The 15,367-nt window shown below is 72.2% G+C and carries 20 protein-coding genes; 9 read left to right on the top strand and 11 right to left on the bottom strand.

Going from position 1 to position 15,367, the window contains the following annotated elements; all coding sequences use genetic code 11:
* Positions 1-123: 123 nt before the first annotated feature.
* Positions 124-252, top strand: a complete 129-nt coding sequence (locus F4558_RS31965) for a hypothetical protein (RefSeq protein ID WP_255353023.1) — start codon at positions 124-126, stop codon at positions 250-252.
* 61 nt (positions 253-313) lie between these two features.
* Here F4558_RS31965 and F4558_RS16445 read toward each other — a convergent pair whose 3' ends face one another.
* Together F4558_RS16445 and F4558_RS16440 are read right to left on the bottom strand one after the other, a co-directional pair.
* Positions 314-1,300: a pirin family protein gene (locus tag F4558_RS16445; protein WP_167945025.1), complete on the bottom strand. Its 987-nt coding sequence runs from the start codon at positions 1,298-1,300 to the stop codon at positions 314-316.
* Complete coding sequence (locus F4558_RS16440; protein WP_167945023.1) at positions 1,281-1,793, bottom strand: MarR family winged helix-turn-helix transcriptional regulator; 513 nt, start codon at positions 1,791-1,793, stop codon at positions 1,281-1,283. The genes F4558_RS16445 and F4558_RS16440 overlap by 20 nt, the downstream gene beginning before the upstream one ends.
* 158 nt (positions 1,794-1,951) lie before the next feature.
* Here F4558_RS16440 and F4558_RS16435 point away from each other — a divergent pair, with 158 nt between their 5' ends.
* Positions 1,952-2,485: a GNAT family N-acetyltransferase gene (locus F4558_RS16435; RefSeq protein WP_167945021.1), complete on the top strand. Its 534-nt coding sequence runs from the start codon at positions 1,952-1,954 to the stop codon at positions 2,483-2,485.
* Between the two features lie 13 nt (positions 2,486-2,498).
* Here F4558_RS16435 and F4558_RS16430 read toward each other — a convergent pair whose 3' ends face one another.
* The gene (locus F4558_RS16430) at positions 2,499-2,987 is read right to left on the bottom strand and encodes an FBP domain-containing protein (RefSeq protein WP_167945019.1); all 489 of its coding nucleotides are present in this window, start codon (positions 2,985-2,987) and stop codon (positions 2,499-2,501) included.
* Between the two features lie 75 nt (positions 2,988-3,062).
* On the opposite strand from F4558_RS16430, the gene F4558_RS16425 reads away from it, so the two are divergent.
* Positions 3,063-3,641 (top strand): TetR/AcrR family transcriptional regulator, encoded by a 579-nt coding sequence (locus F4558_RS16425; RefSeq protein WP_209273315.1) that lies wholly within the window; start codon positions 3,063-3,065, stop codon positions 3,639-3,641.
* A gap of 9 nt (positions 3,642-3,650) precedes the next feature.
* Positions 3,651-4,238, top strand: coding sequence for a DUF1684 domain-containing protein (locus F4558_RS16420; protein WP_053653429.1), 588 nt, complete (start codon positions 3,651-3,653; stop codon positions 4,236-4,238).
* Positions 4,239-4,287: 49 nt separating this feature from the next.
* On the opposite strand, the gene F4558_RS16415 is transcribed toward F4558_RS16420, so the two are convergent.
* On the bottom strand, positions 4,288-4,872 hold the full coding sequence (locus tag F4558_RS16415) for a general stress protein (protein WP_167945017.1): 585 nt from the start codon (positions 4,870-4,872) through the stop codon (positions 4,288-4,290).
* A gap of 250 nt (positions 4,873-5,122) precedes the next feature.
* Here F4558_RS16415 and F4558_RS16410 point away from each other — a divergent pair, with 250 nt between their 5' ends.
* On the top strand, positions 5,123-5,626 hold the full coding sequence (locus tag F4558_RS16410) for a metallophosphoesterase family protein (protein ID WP_167945015.1): 504 nt from the start codon (positions 5,123-5,125) through the stop codon (positions 5,624-5,626).
* A gap of 11 nt (positions 5,627-5,637) precedes the next feature.
* On the opposite strand, the gene F4558_RS16405 is transcribed toward F4558_RS16410, so the two are convergent.
* A complete protein-coding gene (locus F4558_RS16405; protein ID WP_053653431.1) occupies positions 5,638-5,853 on the bottom strand; it encodes a DUF3072 domain-containing protein in 216 nt (71 codons plus the stop codon).
* An 84-nt stretch (positions 5,854-5,937) separates the two neighbouring features.
* Between F4558_RS16405 and F4558_RS16400 the strand changes: the two genes are divergently transcribed.
* Positions 5,938-6,894 carry an NAD(P)/FAD-dependent oxidoreductase gene (locus F4558_RS16400; protein WP_167945013.1) on the top strand — a complete coding sequence of 319 codons (957 nt, stop codon included), beginning with the start codon at positions 5,938-5,940 and terminating at the stop codon, positions 6,892-6,894.
* A gap of 15 nt (positions 6,895-6,909) precedes the next feature.
* Here the strand turns inward: F4558_RS16400 and F4558_RS16395 are convergent, their stop codons facing one another.
* The 3 genes from F4558_RS16395 to F4558_RS16385 form a co-directional block, all read right to left on the bottom strand.
* On the bottom strand, positions 6,910-8,202 hold the full coding sequence (locus F4558_RS16395) for a cation:proton antiporter (RefSeq protein ID WP_167945011.1): 1,293 nt from the start codon (positions 8,200-8,202) through the stop codon (positions 6,910-6,912).
* Between the two features lie 108 nt (positions 8,203-8,310).
* Positions 8,311-8,988 carry an HAD family hydrolase gene (locus tag F4558_RS16390; RefSeq protein WP_167945009.1) on the bottom strand — a complete coding sequence of 226 codons (678 nt, stop codon included), beginning with the start codon at positions 8,986-8,988 and terminating at the stop codon, positions 8,311-8,313.
* A 114-nt stretch (positions 8,989-9,102) separates the two neighbouring features.
* Positions 9,103-11,241 (bottom strand): ATP-binding SpoIIE family protein phosphatase, encoded by a 2,139-nt coding sequence (locus F4558_RS16385; protein WP_167945007.1) that lies wholly within the window; start codon positions 11,239-11,241, stop codon positions 9,103-9,105.
* A 198-nt stretch (positions 11,242-11,439) separates the two neighbouring features.
* Between F4558_RS16385 and F4558_RS16380 the strand changes: the two genes are divergently transcribed.
* On the top strand, positions 11,440-12,303 hold the full coding sequence (locus F4558_RS16380) for a mechanosensitive ion channel family protein (RefSeq protein WP_053653435.1): 864 nt from the start codon (positions 11,440-11,442) through the stop codon (positions 12,301-12,303).
* Between the two features lie 73 nt (positions 12,304-12,376).
* Here F4558_RS16380 and F4558_RS16375 read toward each other — a convergent pair whose 3' ends face one another.
* The gene (locus F4558_RS16375) at positions 12,377-12,730 is read right to left on the bottom strand and encodes a DUF6401 family natural product biosynthesis protein (protein WP_053653436.1); all 354 of its coding nucleotides are present in this window, start codon (positions 12,728-12,730) and stop codon (positions 12,377-12,379) included.
* Between the two features lie 233 nt (positions 12,731-12,963).
* On the opposite strand from F4558_RS16375, the gene F4558_RS16370 reads away from it, so the two are divergent.
* Positions 12,964-13,413, top strand: a complete 450-nt coding sequence (locus tag F4558_RS16370) for a hypothetical protein (RefSeq protein ID WP_167945005.1) — start codon at positions 12,964-12,966, stop codon at positions 13,411-13,413.
* Here the strand turns inward: F4558_RS16370 and F4558_RS16365 are convergent.
* A complete protein-coding gene (locus tag F4558_RS16365; RefSeq protein WP_167945003.1) occupies positions 13,410-13,622 on the bottom strand; it encodes a hypothetical protein in 213 nt (70 codons plus the stop codon). The two genes, F4558_RS16370 and F4558_RS16365, sit on opposite strands and share 4 nt — an antisense overlap.
* A 158-nt stretch (positions 13,623-13,780) precedes the next feature.
* On the opposite strand from F4558_RS16365, the gene F4558_RS16360 reads away from it, so the two are divergent.
* Positions 13,781-15,052, top strand: a complete 1,272-nt coding sequence (locus F4558_RS16360; RefSeq protein ID WP_167945001.1) for an MFS transporter — start codon at positions 13,781-13,783, stop codon at positions 15,050-15,052.
* Here F4558_RS16360 and F4558_RS16355 read toward each other — a convergent pair.
* A complete protein-coding gene (locus F4558_RS16355) occupies positions 15,007-15,264 on the bottom strand; it encodes a hypothetical protein (protein ID WP_053653440.1) in 258 nt (85 codons plus the stop codon). The genes F4558_RS16360 and F4558_RS16355 overlap by 46 nt on opposite strands.
* Positions 15,265-15,367 lie beyond the last annotated feature (103 nt).

Raw genomic sequence — 15,367 nt, 5'->3', positions numbered from 1 at the left:
CTCCCCGAGGTCGACAACGTCCTCACGGTAGGACCCCGGCGGTGCGTACGCACGCCGGGCCGACGGACCGGTCCACCGGACCGCGCCGCTATCCGTTGACGCGACAACCGAGGAGGCCACACCATGCCCCGCGAGACGACGAGCCCCGTGACCGAGCACCGCGAGCCGGCGGTGGAGAGCGAAGGGGGTGCGCTGGTAGCGGTGTTGGTGATGGTGATTCTGGGAGTCGCGGGGATCTTCGCGGTCTCCTGAGGTGGCGCCGGCGCCCGGTATGTCCCGGGGCGCCAGCGCCGAACCCAGGAGCCGACCGGGGTCAGGGCCGTGAGCCCTGGCCGTCGGTGTGCGGCACCCGCTCGCTGGGGACAACGCCGAGCCTGCCGGCCTGGAAGTCCTCGAACGCCTGGATCAGCTCGTCCCGGGTGTTCATGACGAACGGGCCGTACTGTGCCACCGGCTCACGGATCGGCTGCCCGCCCATGATGTAGAGGTCCAGCGCCGGGGTGTTGCTGTCCTGCTCGGCGTTCGCGTCGAAGCGCAGCGCGTCACCCGGCCCGTGCACGGCGAGCTGACCGGTGCGGATCGGCCGGCGGTCGGTGCCGACGGTGCCGCGCCCGCCGAGGACGTACACCAGGGCGTTGAAGTCGGGCTGCCAGGGCAGGTCGACCTGCGCCCCGGGCTGCACCGTGACGTGCGTGATGGTGATCGGCGTGAAGGTGGAGCCCGGACCCTGGTGCCCGGCCACCTCACCGGCGATGACCCGGATCAGCGCGCCGCCGTCCGGCGTGGTGAGCAGCGCCGACTCCCGCCCCCGGATGTCCTGGTAGCGGGGCGGGTTCATCTTGGCCGCCCGAGGCAGGTTGACCCACAGTTGGGTGCCGTGGAACAGCCCACCGCTGAGCACCAGATGCTCCGGCGGTGCCTCAATGTGCAACAGGCCACTACCGGCTGTCATCCACTGGGTGTCGCCGTTGGTGATGGTGCCGCCGCCACCGTGCGAATCGTGGTGATCGAAGACCCCGTCGATGATGTAGGTGACGGTCTCGAAACCGCGGTGTGGGTGCCACGAGGTGCCCCTCGGCTCGCCCGGCGCGTAGTCCACCTCGCCCATCTGGTCGAGGTGGATGAACGGGTCCAGGTCGGTGGTCGACACCCCGGCGAAGGCCCGGCGGACGGGGAAGCCCTCGCCCTCGAAGCCGCTGGGTGCGGTGGTCACCGTACGGACCTTGCGGAAGGCGGTGGTCTCGTCGAGCCGCGGCAGGCGCGGCAGGACGAGGACGTTGTCAACGGTGATCGCGGGCATCGGTGGCTCCTTGACTCGTGGTGTGGGTGGTCGAGGTGGACCGGGCCGCCCGCAGGCGGTGGCCGAGCCGTTCGAAGACCCGGGTGAGGCAGGCGACCTCGGCGTCGTCGAGGTCGTCCATCAGATGGGTACGCACCGACGCCAGATGGTGAGGCGCGGCTTCGGCGAGGGCGAGCAGCCCGGCGGCGGTGAGCACCGCCTCGCTGCCGCGCCGGTCGTCCGGACACGCCTCCTTGCTGACCAGCCCGCGCCGCTGCATGGAGGAGATCTGGTAGGTGAGGCGGCTGGGGGAGAAGACCAGCCGGCTGGCCAGCTCACCCATCCGGAGCCGCTGCCCCGGCGCCTCGGAGAGCAGGACCAGCACGTGGTAGTCGGCGAAGCTGAGGTCGCTGTCGGCCCGCAGATCGTCTTCCAGTTGGGTGACCAGGCGCTGGCTCGCCTCGATGTAGGCACGCCAGGCGGCCGCTCGGGTGCTGTCCAGGCTCTCTGTCACGACGCCCACGATAGCACTAGTTCAAAATTTAACTAGTCTCGTTCGACGTCGCCCACGTCACCTTGATGCCGGTTTGCGGCGGAGGTCGTGCAGCTTTGAAGTAATCCTGCGGAAATGGGGCGGCGGAGCTGAAGCGGGGTGTGCCAGACTCCCGCCTCGTGGAACACGTCGAGCTCACCGTCGCCGACCTGCTGCTGCGCCCCTGGTCGGACGAGGACGCCCCGGCGGTGCGCGACGCCCTGAACGATCCGGCCATCGTCCAGTGGAACCCGCAGGGTGGCGGCCCGATCGACGACGGGGCCGCCCTGCTCTGGGTCAAGCGACGGGCCGACTGGTCGGCCGGCGACCACGCTTCCCTGGCGGTGACCGCCGCGAACGGTGGTGAACTGCTGGGCTCGGTCTCGCTGCACCACATCCGCCACGGCGACGCCTCCATCGGCTACTGGACGGTGCCGGCGGCGCGGGGCCGTGGAGTGGCGGGGCGCGCCGTCGGCCGGCTCACCGAATGGGCGTTCGCCGACCTCCGGCTGCACCGGGTGGAGTTGTGCCACGCGGTAGCCAACAGGGCCTCCTGCCGGGTCGCCGACCGGGCCGGCTACCTCGCCGAGGGAACGCTTCGCGAGTCGTACCGGTACGGCGACGGCCGCCGCCACGACGAGCACCTGCACGCCCGCCTGGCGACCGACCGCTAGGCGGCGACCGGCGTCACTCGGTCACCCTGCGCAGGAACGCCGCGAGGTGTCCGGTGGTGCGTTCGATCTTCTCGTCCAGGGTGATGGTCTCGTCGATGCGCCGACCGGCGTCCTTCTTGCCCCGCAGATACAGCGAACAGCCCAGGTCGGAGCAGATGTACGCGCCCACCGAGTTGCCCTGCCGGCCGCCCGCCCCGGCCTTGCGGGCGGACATCAGCGCGACGCCGTCGCCGGTGTGCGTGGTGAGGCACAGCGAGCACATGCTCCGTCGGGCGCGCCCGGTCTGCTGCGCCGCGACCCGCAGCGCCACACCGACGAGCCCACCGTCGGTCTCGGCCACCAGGTAGGCCCGCTGCGTCGCGGCGGGGTCCCGCCAACCGAGGAAGTCCAGATCGGCCCACGGTCGAAAATCAAGATCATTGGGTACGGCCAGCCGCTTCGCCTCGCCCTGAGTGCAGTTGACGAAGGACGCGCGGATGGCGGGCTCGGAAAGGGCTAACATAGGTTGTAGCCTAGCTCTCCTAGGCAAGCGATTAACAAGGCTAGTTTTGGAGGCTGCCGCGTGGCACGTGCAGGGATGACCGCCGAGCGCCTGACGCTTGCCGCCGCCGACCTGGCCGACGAGGTGGGCATGCCCAACGTCACAGTCGCGGCGCTCGCCCGGCACTTCGGCGTCAAGGACGCGAGCCTCTACTTCCACATCAGGAACGCGCAGGAGCTGCGGGTCAGGGTGGCGCTGCTGGCACTCGCGGAGCTGGCCGACCGGGTCGCCGACGCGCTCGCCGGCCGCGCCGGCAAGGACGCGCTCGTGGCCTTCGCCAACGCGTACCGGGCCTACGCCACACAGCACCCCGGCCGGTACGCCGCCATGCAGATCGACCTCGACCCGGACACCGCCGCCGCGAGCGCCGGTGTCCGGCACGCCGCGATGACCCGGGCGATCCTGCGCGGCTACCAGCTCACCGAGCCGGACCAGACCGACGCCGTACGGATGATGCACAGCACCTTCCACGGGTTCGTGAGCCTGGAGAGGACCGGCGGTTTCCGCCACACTCCCCGCAGCGCGGACGACTCCTGGGCGCGTACCCTCGACGCCCTGCACACCGTCCTGAGCAACTGGCCGGCGCGCTCCGACGCCTCGACGCCCACCGCCTAGGCTCGTGGGGTGCGGGATCTGGAGTTGGCCGACTGGCGCGAGCGCGTGGCCCGGCTGTACCTGTCCGACGTCGACCTCGCCGGCTTCCGCGCCGGCCGCGACGACCTCTTCGCCACCCATCCGCAGAGCCCGATCCCGCAGACCGACCGGCCCGGCTTCACAGGGCTGCGCTACTTCCCGCCCAACCCCGAGGCGGTGGTCGAGGCGCCGCTGCGGCCCGCCACCGGCGAGCTGCGCGTCGACACGGCCGGCCCGGACGGGGTCGTGGCCTACCGGCGGGTCGCGGTGGCCGAGACGCCGTGGGGGCCACTGACCCTGTGGTGGATCGAGGCGTACGGGGGCGGGCTGTTCGTGCCCGTACGCGACGGCACCTGCGGGCAGGACACCTACGGCGGGGGCCGGTACCTCACCGACACGGTGAAGGGCACCTTCGGCCGGGGCGTCGAGCTGCTGCCCGGCGACCGGGTCCGGCTGGACGCCAACTACCTCTACAACCCGAGCTGCGCGTACGACGACAGGTGGGCCTGCCCGCTGGCGCCTCCGGAGAACCGCCTCGACGTGCCGCTGCGCGCCGGCGAACTCGCGTACCACGACTGACCGGCCGCCCCGGCGTGCTGCCGGGACGGCCGGTCGACGGCCAGGTGGATCAGTGCGAGTGCGCCGGCTGGGGCATCTGTAGCCGGGACAGCACCTGCCGGGCCTGGTCGGCGAGCTGCGCGTCGACGATCACCGCGTACTGGCCGGCTCGTAGTGAGCTTGCCGAGGTGAAGTCCCGCTGCCCGCCGGTCATGGCGTGCGCGACAGCGCCGAAGACGGCGCCCCAGATCGCACCGATGACCAGGCCGACAAGGATCACCGCGAGCCAGTTGCCGACGGTGAAGATGCCGAACAGCAGGCCGATGAAGAGCCCGAACCAGGCGCCGGTGCCGGCGCCGAGCAGGGCGGCGCGACCGGTGGTCATCCGGCCGAGCACCGTCTCCACGAGCGTGAGGTTGGTGCCGACGATGGCGCTGTGCTCCACCGGGAAGCGGTTGTCGGCCAGATGGTCGACAACCCGCTGCGCGGCCGGATAGTCCGGATACGAGCCGATCGTCACGGTGGGCGGGCCGCTCTCCGGCCCGTGCCCATCACCGGCCGGTGCGGACAGTCGTCCTCCCGGACCGGCCGGAAGCAGGTTGCCGTTCTGTGCGCCGGGCCGCCATGCGGCGGTCGGCCCCGAAGCTGAGGTCATGAGCATCCTCCCTCGTCAGCGAGCCGAATTCCCGCAAGCGTCGAGCGGTAACGCCATCTGGCAGCGGCGATGCCGGCACGCGGTGGGGCATGCGCCAGACCATCCCGGGTAGGTGGCCGGTGTGGAGCGGACAGATCAGCGACCACGGGCATCCCCGCCGACGGCCGCTGGGCGGCGCTTGTCGACCGCTCGGGCTCGGTGAACTGGTGCCTGGCTCGCCGACGCGCCCCCGAGGCGGGAGAATGCCGGTATGCGGCTGGTGCTCACGGCGGACACCCATCTGCCCAAGCGTGCCCGGGACCTGCCCGCGCAGCTCTGGACCGCCATCGAGGCGGCCGACGTGGTCGTGCACGCGGGCGACTGGGTCGACGAGTCGCTGCTCGACGCGATGACCGCGCGGTCGCGGCGCCTCGTCGGGGTCTACGGCAACAACGACGGCCCGGCGCTGCGCGCCCGACTGCCGGAGGTGGCGCATGTCGACCTCGACGGGCTGCGGGTCGCCGTGGTGCACGAGACCGGCCCCCGGACCGGCCGCGAGCAGCGGTGCGCGGCCCGCTTTCCCGACACCGACCTGCTGGTCTTCGGGCACTCCCACATCCCGTGGGACACGGTGGCCCCCGGCGGGCTGCGTCTGCTCAACCCCGGCTCACCCACCGACCGCCGCGCCCAGCCGCACGCCACGTACCTCACCGCCGAGATCCGTGACGCGCGGCTGACAGCTGTCGAGCTGCACCGGCTGCCCGCCCGCCGCTGAGCCCATCGGCACTACTGGCCGCGACCCGTCTCGGCCTGGAGCTCGTCGATCCGCTTGGAAGCCTCCGCCTTGGTGAGGTCGTCCGGCAGCGCCGCGTCCGCCTCCCGGGCGAGCGTCGCCAGGTACGACTCCTGGGCGGCCGTGGGCGGCTCGTCACCTGTGACCCACTCGTCCGGGTCCTTGATCGCGCCGCGTGGGTCGGCCTGTTCGTTGCTGCGGTCCGTCATCTCATCTCACCCTTTCTTCGAACAGGTGTGCCAGTACCCCGATCGGTCCCGCTTCATGCCGCACCGGACGCCTACGATCGGCCGGTGAGCGTGGACCGGGGTGCGGTGGTGGTCGGTGCAGGCGTCGCGGGGGTGGCCTGCGCGGTGGAGCTGGTCCGGGCCGGCGTGCCGGTGCGGGTCCGCGAGCGGGGGCACGTCTGCGGCGGCCGGATGGCAAGCAAACGCTTCGCGGGGCGACCCGCCGACATCGGCGCCGCGTACTTCACCGTGAGCGACACCGACTTCGCCGCTGTGGTCGACACGTGGCGCGCCGCCGGCCTGGTCCGGGAGTGGACCGACACCTTCCAGTCGTACGACACGAACGGCCGCCACGAGGTTCCCGGCCCGATGCGCTACGCCGCGCCGCGCGGACTGCGGTCGCTCGTCGAACACCTGGCCGCGCCACTGCCGGTGACCGTCGACCGGCTGGTGCTCAGCGTGGGACCCGGGCCGACGGTCGACGGCGAGCGGGTCGGCGCTGTGGCCCTGGCCATGCCCGGCCCGCAGGCCGCCCTGCTGCTCGACCCCGCACTTGCCGACGCCACAAGGGTCGTGCAGGCGCAGACCTGGTCGCCGTCGTTGGCCGCGGTGCTGCGGTTCCGGTCCCGGCACTGGGCCGCCTTCCACGGCGCGTTCGTCAACGACCACCGGGTGCTCAGCCTCGTCTGCGACGACGGCGACCGGCGGGGTGACGACGCGCCAGTGCTTGTCGCGCACACAGTGCCGGAGTTCGCCGCCCGACACCTCGCCCAGCCAACCGCGGCCGGCCCGGCGATCGCACAGGCCGTGCGGGACCTGCTCGGCCTGCACGAGGAGGCCGCCGACGTGCACGTGCACCGCTGGACGTACGCGAAGCCGGCCGGCGACACCACCGGCGGCACCTGCCACCTCGACGCCGACGGCATCGGCCTGGCCGGCGACGCGTTCGGCAAGCCCCGGGTGCAGAGCGCGTGGCGGTCCGGCCGCGACCTCGGTCGCGCCCTGGCGGCCCGGCTCGGCTGACTGCTCGCCCCGGGCTCAGGCGTGGCCCGCGCCGACGGGTCGGGCGTCGCCGCCACGTTCGGACGGATCCGCGGTGCGCTCGCCCTCGCGGTCCAACAACTGCATGACCGGGGTCGCCGCGATCCCGTGCACCACCACGGAGACCAGCACCACCAGCCCGACAGTGGCCCACAGCAGCTCCGCCTGCGGAAAGTCCGCCTGCGTGGTGGCGTACGCGAGGTAGTAGAACGAGCCCACCCCGCGGATGCCGAACAGCGAGATCACCACGTGCTCGGCCGGCCGGCCCGGCGCGCCGCGCAGCGACAACCAGCCGATGACCGGCCGGATCAGGAAGACCAGCAGCAGCCCGACGGTCGCCGCCTGCCAGGTCAGCGGGGCGAGCAAACCAGTCACGATCGCGCCGCCCAGCAGCAGCAACAACACGAGGGTCAGCAACCGCTCGATCTGCTCGGCGAAGTCGTGCAGCACCGCATGGAACTCGTGGGTCCGCTCGGCGGACCGGATCGCCCGAGCGGCCACGAACACCGCCAGGAAGCCGTACCCGCCGGCCACCTCCACGACCCCGTACGCCAGGAACGTGGCGGCCAGCGCCAGGAAGCCCTCGGCGTGCCGGGCCAGCCGCAACTCGCTTGGCGCCCGGAAGAACAGCTTGCCCAGCAGCCAGCCGATGAGCAGCCCGCCGCCCACCCCGACGCCCACCTTCCAGAGCACGTCGACGGCGAACCAGTGGGCCACCCACTCGCGCGGGGCGAGGCTCGTCGAGGCGATGGCGATGGCCGCGTACACGAAAGGGAACGCCAACCCGTCGTTCAGGCCGGCCTCCGAGGTCAACGCGAAACGGACCTCGTCCTCGGAGTCCTCCACATCGGTCGGCTCGCCGACCTGCACGTCGGCGGCGAGCACCGGATCGGTAGGGGCCAGCGCGGCGGCCAGCAGCAACGCCGCAGCAGGCACCAGGCCCGCCCACCACCACCCGAGCAGCGCCACCGCCGCGATGCACAGCGGCATCGCGATGGCCAACAACCGCCAGGTCGACGACCAGCGCGCCCAACTCAACGGACGGTCGATCTTCAGGCCGGCGCCCATCAGGGCGACGATCACCCCGATCTCGGTCAGGTGGGTGGCCAGATCCGGATGGGCAAGCGGGTCCGGCGCCGGGAGGTTGATCGGCAGCAGGAACACCACCATGCCCAGGGCGAGGAACGCTATCGGCATGGACAGGGGGCGGCGCTCCAACAGCCGGGGCAGGACGCCCGCCAGCAGAGTTCCCAGACCCACAAGCGCGAACTCGACGTCGACCGGGTCCACGGCAGCACCACCTTTTCGGCGCACCCGCGTGATGCGGGCAGGTGGCGCAGACCTTGCCCCGAACGATTGACGGCTATGCCTGTGCGATGGCCCGATCCGAAAGAGACCTCACCTCGGCCGGGTCAGCGGAGAGTCGGTCAACTCGGCAAGCAGCGCGGCGGGGTCGTCGTACACGGCCACAGCGCCCGCGCCCGCCAGCTCACCCCGGCTGGTGCCACCGCATGTCAACCCCACGCAGGGGATGTCCAGCTTGCCGGCCGCCGCGACGTCCCAGACCGAGTCGCCGACGAAAACGACCCGCTCGGCGGCCAGCCCGGACTGCTCCAGGGCCGCCACCAGGATGTCCGGTGCCGGTTTGCTCTGCTGCGCGTCCGCCGACGAGGTCACGGTGTCGATCACGTCGTCGGCGTTGAGCGCCCGGCGCAGCGCACCCACCTCGTGCTCCGCCGCCGAGGTCGCGAGCACCACCCGTAGCCCTCGGTCGGCGCAGGCGCGCAGCAGGTCCGCCGCCCGCGGCAGCGGCGTGAGTCGTTCCCAGTACTCGCCGTACAGGGTGTCGTGCGCGTCGCGCAGCTTCGGGTCCTCGTCGCGGTCCCGCTCCGGGCCGAGCAGGTGATCGAGAAGCTTGTCGGCGCCCATACCGATCGCCCGGTGGACGGTCGCCATCGGCACCTGCTGGTCGGCCTGCCGCAGCGCCTCCCACCAGCTCACAGTGTGCAGGTACGTGGTGTCGACAAGGGTGCCGTCGACGTCGAAGAGGACTCCGGTGGGGCGTTCGGTGGCCATGGGGGCGCTCCTACCCGTTCGTGGCCTGCTGAACCGTGCGAAACCGTGCGGTGCGCGGCGTCAGTGCGGCTCGGATCGTCGGTACGGCTCGGGTCGTCGTGCTGGTCATGGCCGTCAATGCTGCTCGGTGGGGGGAACGAGGATCTCGAACCAGACCGTGTTACCGCGTACCGAAGGATCGGTGCCCCACGCGTCGCTGAGCTCCTCGATCAGGCCCAGGCCACGCCCGCGACTGCTCAACGTGTCGGTGCGTGCCCGGGTCACGGTGCCCCGGGTGCCGGAGTCGGCGACCGAGACCAGCAACCGCTCCGGACTGAGATCGATCTCGACGCGGGCGGCGGTGCCCGCGTGCAGCAACGCGTTCGTGGTCAGCTCGCTCGTGCACAGCACCGCCGCGCCGATCACCGACTCGGCGACCTGCCACTCGGTGAGCTGACCTGTCATCCAGTGCCGGACCCGGCTCGGCGCGGTCGGCTCCGCAGGCACCTCCATGGCCGCCGAACGGCTCGGCTTGAGCGCGTGCTCGACCGCCAGCACGGCAACGTCGTCCTCCGTGCCGCCGGGCACCGAGGCTGTGGCCACCGCGCAGAGCGCGCGGGGATCACTGCTGCCGGCCTTGGCCACGGCATCGCCGAGAGCGTCCAGCCCGGCCGTGAGGCTCTGCCGGCGGCGCTCCACCACACCGTCGCTGAACAGCAGCAGCGTGTCGCCGGGCGGAAACGCGACTGTCGTCGTCGCCGGTCGACCGCCCAGCCCCAGCGGGGGACCGGCCGGCACGTCCACGTACTCGGCGTACGACCGTCCGTCCGGGGTGCAGCGGCGGATCAGCGGAGCGGGGTGACCGGCGCTGGCGAGGGTCAACTCCCGCCGCTGCGCGTCGATGACGCCGAACACCACAGTGACGAACAGTTCGTGCGTGCCGGCCTCCGCGCCGAGGCTCGTCACCAGCCGGTCCAGCCCGGCCAGCACCGCGTCCGGAGCCGGGTCGGACAGGGCCAGCGCCCGCAGTGCCGCCCGCACCTGGCCCATCCGTGCCGCGGCCTGGACGTCGTGCCCGGCGACGTCGCCGAGCACCACCCCGAGGTCGCCGGTGGGCAGTAGGAAGGCGTCGTAGAAGTCGCCGCCGGCCGCGTTGCCGTCCACCCCCGGGTCGTAGCGTGCCGCGACCCGCAGCCGGGGCAGATCCGGGAGGTTCTCCGGCAGCATGCTGCGCTGCAGCAGCTGGGCGGTGCCGTGCTGGGTCTCGAACCGGCGTGCCCGCTCGGCCGCCTGGCCGATCAACTCCGCCGAGGCGGCAAGCAGTGCCCGCTCGGCGGCCGACCAGGCGTGCGGCACCTGGTAGCCGACAGTCAACCCGCCCTGGACCACCGAGGTGCCCAGCGGCAGCACGGCCAGCGAGCGTACCTTCTGGTCATGGCGGTCCGCGGCCGTCTCGCGCAGCGGCTGCCCGTCGCCGGTGAACGACGGCTCGCCGGAGCGGACGGCCTGCGCCACCGTGCCGGACCAGTCCGTCGACGCCCGCCGCCACAGCGGTGGCAACCGCTCGTCGACCTCGTCCAGCAGTTCGCCGCGTACCCGGCGGACCATCCGCCAACCACCGCCGCCCTCGTCGACCACGAACGAGACCCGGTCGGCGTCGAACGTGGTGATCGTGTAGCGCAGGGCGACCCGGGCCACGTCGTCGAGGGTGAGGGTGCCGGCGAGCGCCGCCGCTACCTGGCTGAGGCTCTGCAACTGCTCGGCGACGTGGGTGGTCTCGGCGGCGACGGTCAGGACGCCGATGATCCGGCCAGAGCCGTCACGGACGGCCGAGTGGCCCCTTGTGAAAACCATCTGCTCGGCCACGCCGGACTGGCCACGGACCACGAGAGCCGTGGACTCCTTCTCCAGGAACGACACGCCCTGCCGGTAGACGCGCTCGGCCACCTCACCGAACCCGGGAAGCGTCCAGACCTCGGCGTGCACCTCGCCGGCGGGGCGGCCCAGGGCGGAGGGGTGTCGAAGACCCAGCAACTCGGCGTAGCCGTCGTTGTAGAGCAGGACAAGGTCGTCGCCGTACGCCAGCGCCATCGGCATCGGCGAGGCGAGGATCAGCTCGACCACGGCCCGCAGCGCCGGGTCCCAGCTGTCCCGAGGGCCGAGCGCAGTGGCTGCCCAGTCGTGGGCGAGCACGGCAGCGGTCGCGCCGGGCCCGGTGGCGGCGCCCGGGGCCGGGGTTGCTGGCGTGGGGACTCGCCCGACCGTTCCTGGCATGTTCGCAGCCTAGCCGCCCGCCGGAGAGTCGCATCCGATCATGGCCGCGGGTCGCCAGTGGGCCTGCGGCGATGCCTGTTAAGGCAGGTCAGGGCCACTGTTTATCCACTTGTCGGAAAAATGGCAGCGAGTCGCGCGGACTGCCGCACCGGTGGCCGGGTATGCGCCCGGCGCAGTCCATGCGACAGGAGGGACATCATGCTGAAAACCCTCGCGGTTCGGCAGGCCGACATCGGCGATGCGATCGCCGACACCTGGAGATCGGTGCTGCTCTTCATCCCGAAGGCAGTGGCTTTCATCGTCATCCTCGTGGTCGGCTGGCTGATCGCCAGAGCGGTCCTCAAGATCGTGGACACGGTGCTCGAACGATTGCGCTTCGACGAGGCGGTCGAACGGGGAGGCATCAAACGGGCACTGGAGAGAACGAAGTACGACGCCAGCGACATCCTGGCCAGGTTGGCGTACTACGCCGTCCTGCTGTTCACCCTGCAGTTCGCCTTCGGCGTCTGGGGGCCCAACGCGATCAGTGACCTGATCAGTGGCGTCGTGGCCTGGCTGCCACGGGCGTTCGTCGCGATCATCGTCGTGGTGGTGGCGGCTGCGATCGCCAACGCCGTCCGGGATCTGGTCACCGGGGCGCTGGGCGGTCTCTCGTACGGCAAGGTGCTTGCCGACCTGACGGCGATCTTCATCATCGCGCTCGGCGTGATCGCCGCGCTGAACCAGGTGGGTATCGCCACAACAGTCACCACTCCGGTGCTGATCGCGGTGCTCGCCACGGTGGCCGGCATCCTGATCGTCGGTGTCGGTGGCGGTCTGGTGAAGCCCATGCAGAACCGCTGGGACGGCTGGCTGCACCGGGCAGCCGAGGAAGCCCGGGCGGTTCAGGAGAACCGGCGGGCCAACGCGGCCGGGCGCGGCGACATGGAGCGGCAGATGGCCGACCGTGGCGGCGACCGTACGCAGGCAATGCCCCGGGTCGACGAGCAGTCGACGATGTCCGGTGGGCGCGGCACGTACCAGTCAGGTGCGGCCGACGAAACCCAGCAGTACCGCCCGTAGCGGGGCGAACCAGTACGGCTTGGCAGGGAGGGTGTCCGCGTTGTGGCGCGGGCACCCTCTCGCGCGTACGCCCTCAGGCGCCTGGCAGCGAACGGGCCAGTGCGCACACAGCGACCAGCCGGGCGACAGGCCACTCCGGCTCGCTCCAGTCCACCGGGCCGCTCGGCGGCTCCCACCCGTGCTCCACCGCCGCTGCGCGGACCCCTTCGGCGTAGCCGGCGAGCGCCGCCGCGGTCAGCGGCCGGCGGTCCCCGTCGAGGCTGTCCCGGACGGCGGCCGCGTGCTGGTCCACCAGGGCGAGCAGCCCTGGCCGCGCGGCGGCGGCGGCGAGCCCGGCGGTGCCCACGGACACGGTGAGGGCGGCAAGGCTGGACCGCGCCGAGTCGACGGCGGTACGGGAAGCGACCCGGTTGAACGTCACACGCATGGTGACCGAGGCTAACCGATCGGTGAGCGGATCGGCCTCGGCCGCCCGGCGCGTGTGGCTGGTGCCACCGGACGACTCGGGGCTGGCCGCGAGGGTTGATCCGGCACAGACGGGGCAGCAGGAGAGGCACCGGGCACCAGGGCACAGAGCACGGACGCCGAGCACGGCGACACGAGCCACGGCGACACGAGCACGGCGACGCCGAGAACAGGGACACGAGCACGGAGGTACCGATGGCGCGACAGGCGGACGGGCCGGACGAGCAGCACCGGCGGCCCGCGGGGGTGAGTGACGCGACGGTGGCTGCGCTCGGCAAGCTCAGCGAGGCGCTGGAGTGCGTGGAGCGGGCCCGGGGGCACCTGTACTCGCTGCACCAGCTGATCGGGCACGCCGACCTGATGCTCGACGACGCTGTGGAGCAGTTCCGCGCTGCGGGTCACCAGCAGATCGCCGAGCGCATCGACACCGAACTGCTGGGCCGCAACGTGATCGCCGGACGGTGGACGTTCCAGATCGTCGAGGACTTCGACGACGGCTACCACGCGCTGTTCCGGGAGTTGGACCGGCAGGCCCGTGACGAGCTGGTGGGTGGGCGACGTCACCTGTACGAGGCGGAGATGAAGGAGCGCCGCCGTAGCCGGGGCCGGCCGGGGCACGAGGCCCGGCCGGGCGGCGAGGGCTAGTCCCCGGTGGTGGCGCCGGCCGGCCGGCGGCGGGCCGCGTCATCGGCGATGATCACGGTGGCCACCATGAGCGCGACGCAGACACTGAACAGCCACGACTCGTCGGAGACGAGCCAGGCCGACACGGGCGCCTGCAACGCGGCGAGCAGGAAGCCGAGCCAGGCGAAGCGGCGCTGGCGCGGAGAGAGGATTCCGGAGCCTTGATGCATTCCGAAATTCTTACGCGAACCCGCCCGCTTGCCGTCACCCGATCGGCCGATTCTGGATGAGCTGTCCGCTTTCTCGACCGTTCGGACGACAGTTGCCGTCGCGCCCGACGGCCGCCTGCCATCGCCGGTAAACTGCCGCTGCGGCAGGATGGTGCCTCGTGTCTTCCGCGCCCACACCGCCCCGCGCCTCGCTGCTCCTGCTGGCCTATCTCGGGTTCGTCAGCCTCGGCCTGCCCGACGGGCTGCTCGGCGTCGGCTGGCCGTCCATCCGGACGGACTTCGACGTCCCGACCGAAGCCGTCGGGCTGATCCTCACTGCGGGCACCGTCGGCTACCTCACCTCAAGCGTGCTTGCCGGCTTCACGCTGGCCCGGCTCGGCGTGGGCGCGCTGCTGGCCGGCAGCACCCTGCTGGCCAGCCTGGCGCTCACCGGTTACGCGCTGAGCCCCGCCCTGGCCGTGATCGTGGGCTGCGCGCTGCTGCTCGGGCTGGGCTCCGGCGCGATCGACTCCGGTCTCAACGCGTACGCCGCCGGCGCCTTCGGCCCGCGCCACATGAACTGGCTGCACGCCTTCTTCGGCCTGGGCGTGGCGATCGGACCGCTCGTCATGACGGCGGTCCTGAGCGCCGGGTTGAGCTGGCGGTGGGGGTACGGCATCGTGGCGGCCGCCCAACTCGTCCTCGCCACCGCGTTCGCGCTCACAGTGCGGGCCTGGCAGCGCCCCGCCCCGACCCCCACGCCGGGCGACGAGACGTCCGCGCCGGTGGTGCGGGTTCCGGTCCTGGCCACGCTCCGTCTGCCGGCGGTGTGGTCCGGAACTGTCGCCTTCACGCTGTACGTGGCCATCGAGGTGTCCGCCGGGCTGTGGGCGTTCCTGCTGCTGACCGAGGGACGCGGTCTGAGCGCGGCGGTGGCCGGCGGCTGCGTCTCCGCGTACTGGGGAAGCCTGTTCGTCGGCCGGCTGGTGCAGGGCGTGGTGGCCGAGCGGTCGGGGCCTCGGCTGGTCCTGCGGGCCAGCCTGGCCGGCATGGTCGTCGGCGCGGCGCTGATCGCCGTACCCGGGTCGGCCGCGCTCGCCGTCCTCGGTCTGGTCGTTGTCGGCTTCGCCGCAGCGCCGGTGTTTCCGCTGCTCACCCTCACCACGGCCGAACGGGTCGGCGCGGAGCACGCGGACCGGGCCATCGGGCTCCAGATCGGCGCCGCCGGCCTGGGCGCGGCGCTCGTCCCTGCCGGGCTCGGCGTGTTGATCAGCGACACGTCGGTGCAGGCCCTCGGCCCGGCGCTCGTGGTGCTCGCGCTGGCTCTCGTCGTGCTCTACGAGCTGGGAGCCCACGGGCCCCGGGCCGGCGGGAAGCAGACAGCAGCGGGTGCGCCCGCCGGGGACTATCCGACGTCGGGGCCGGTGCGGCCGGTGGTCGACGGGCGGTAGGCGCGGTCCGGGTCGGTCGGCTCCCGGCCGGCGCCCTCGGCCTGGCCACCACGGTCCGCTGCCGCCGGCCCGTGCCCGAAAGCGGCCTCCTCGCCGGCGTCGTTGCCTGTCACGTCGTCGGCCTGCCCGTCGATGGAGGAGCCCGCCACGGCGCGCTCCAGCTCCTCGAGCGAAAGCCGTTCCTCGTTCCGCCACACCCTGTCGTCGGTCATGCCATCAGCCGTACCCGGGCGTGATGATCGCAAACTGGTCGGCCCGGCCGGAGAGACGGCGATGGCCGCCGGGAAACCCGGCGGCCATCGCGCGAATGCGTCT

It is taken from the genome of Micromonospora profundi (genome assembly GCF_011927785.1).
Taxonomy (GTDB): domain Bacteria; phylum Actinomycetota; class Actinomycetes; order Mycobacteriales; family Micromonosporaceae; genus Micromonospora; species Micromonospora profundi.
The sequence above is the reverse complement of the archived record's forward strand: the minus strand, read 5'-3'. Positions and strand labels throughout refer to the sequence as shown.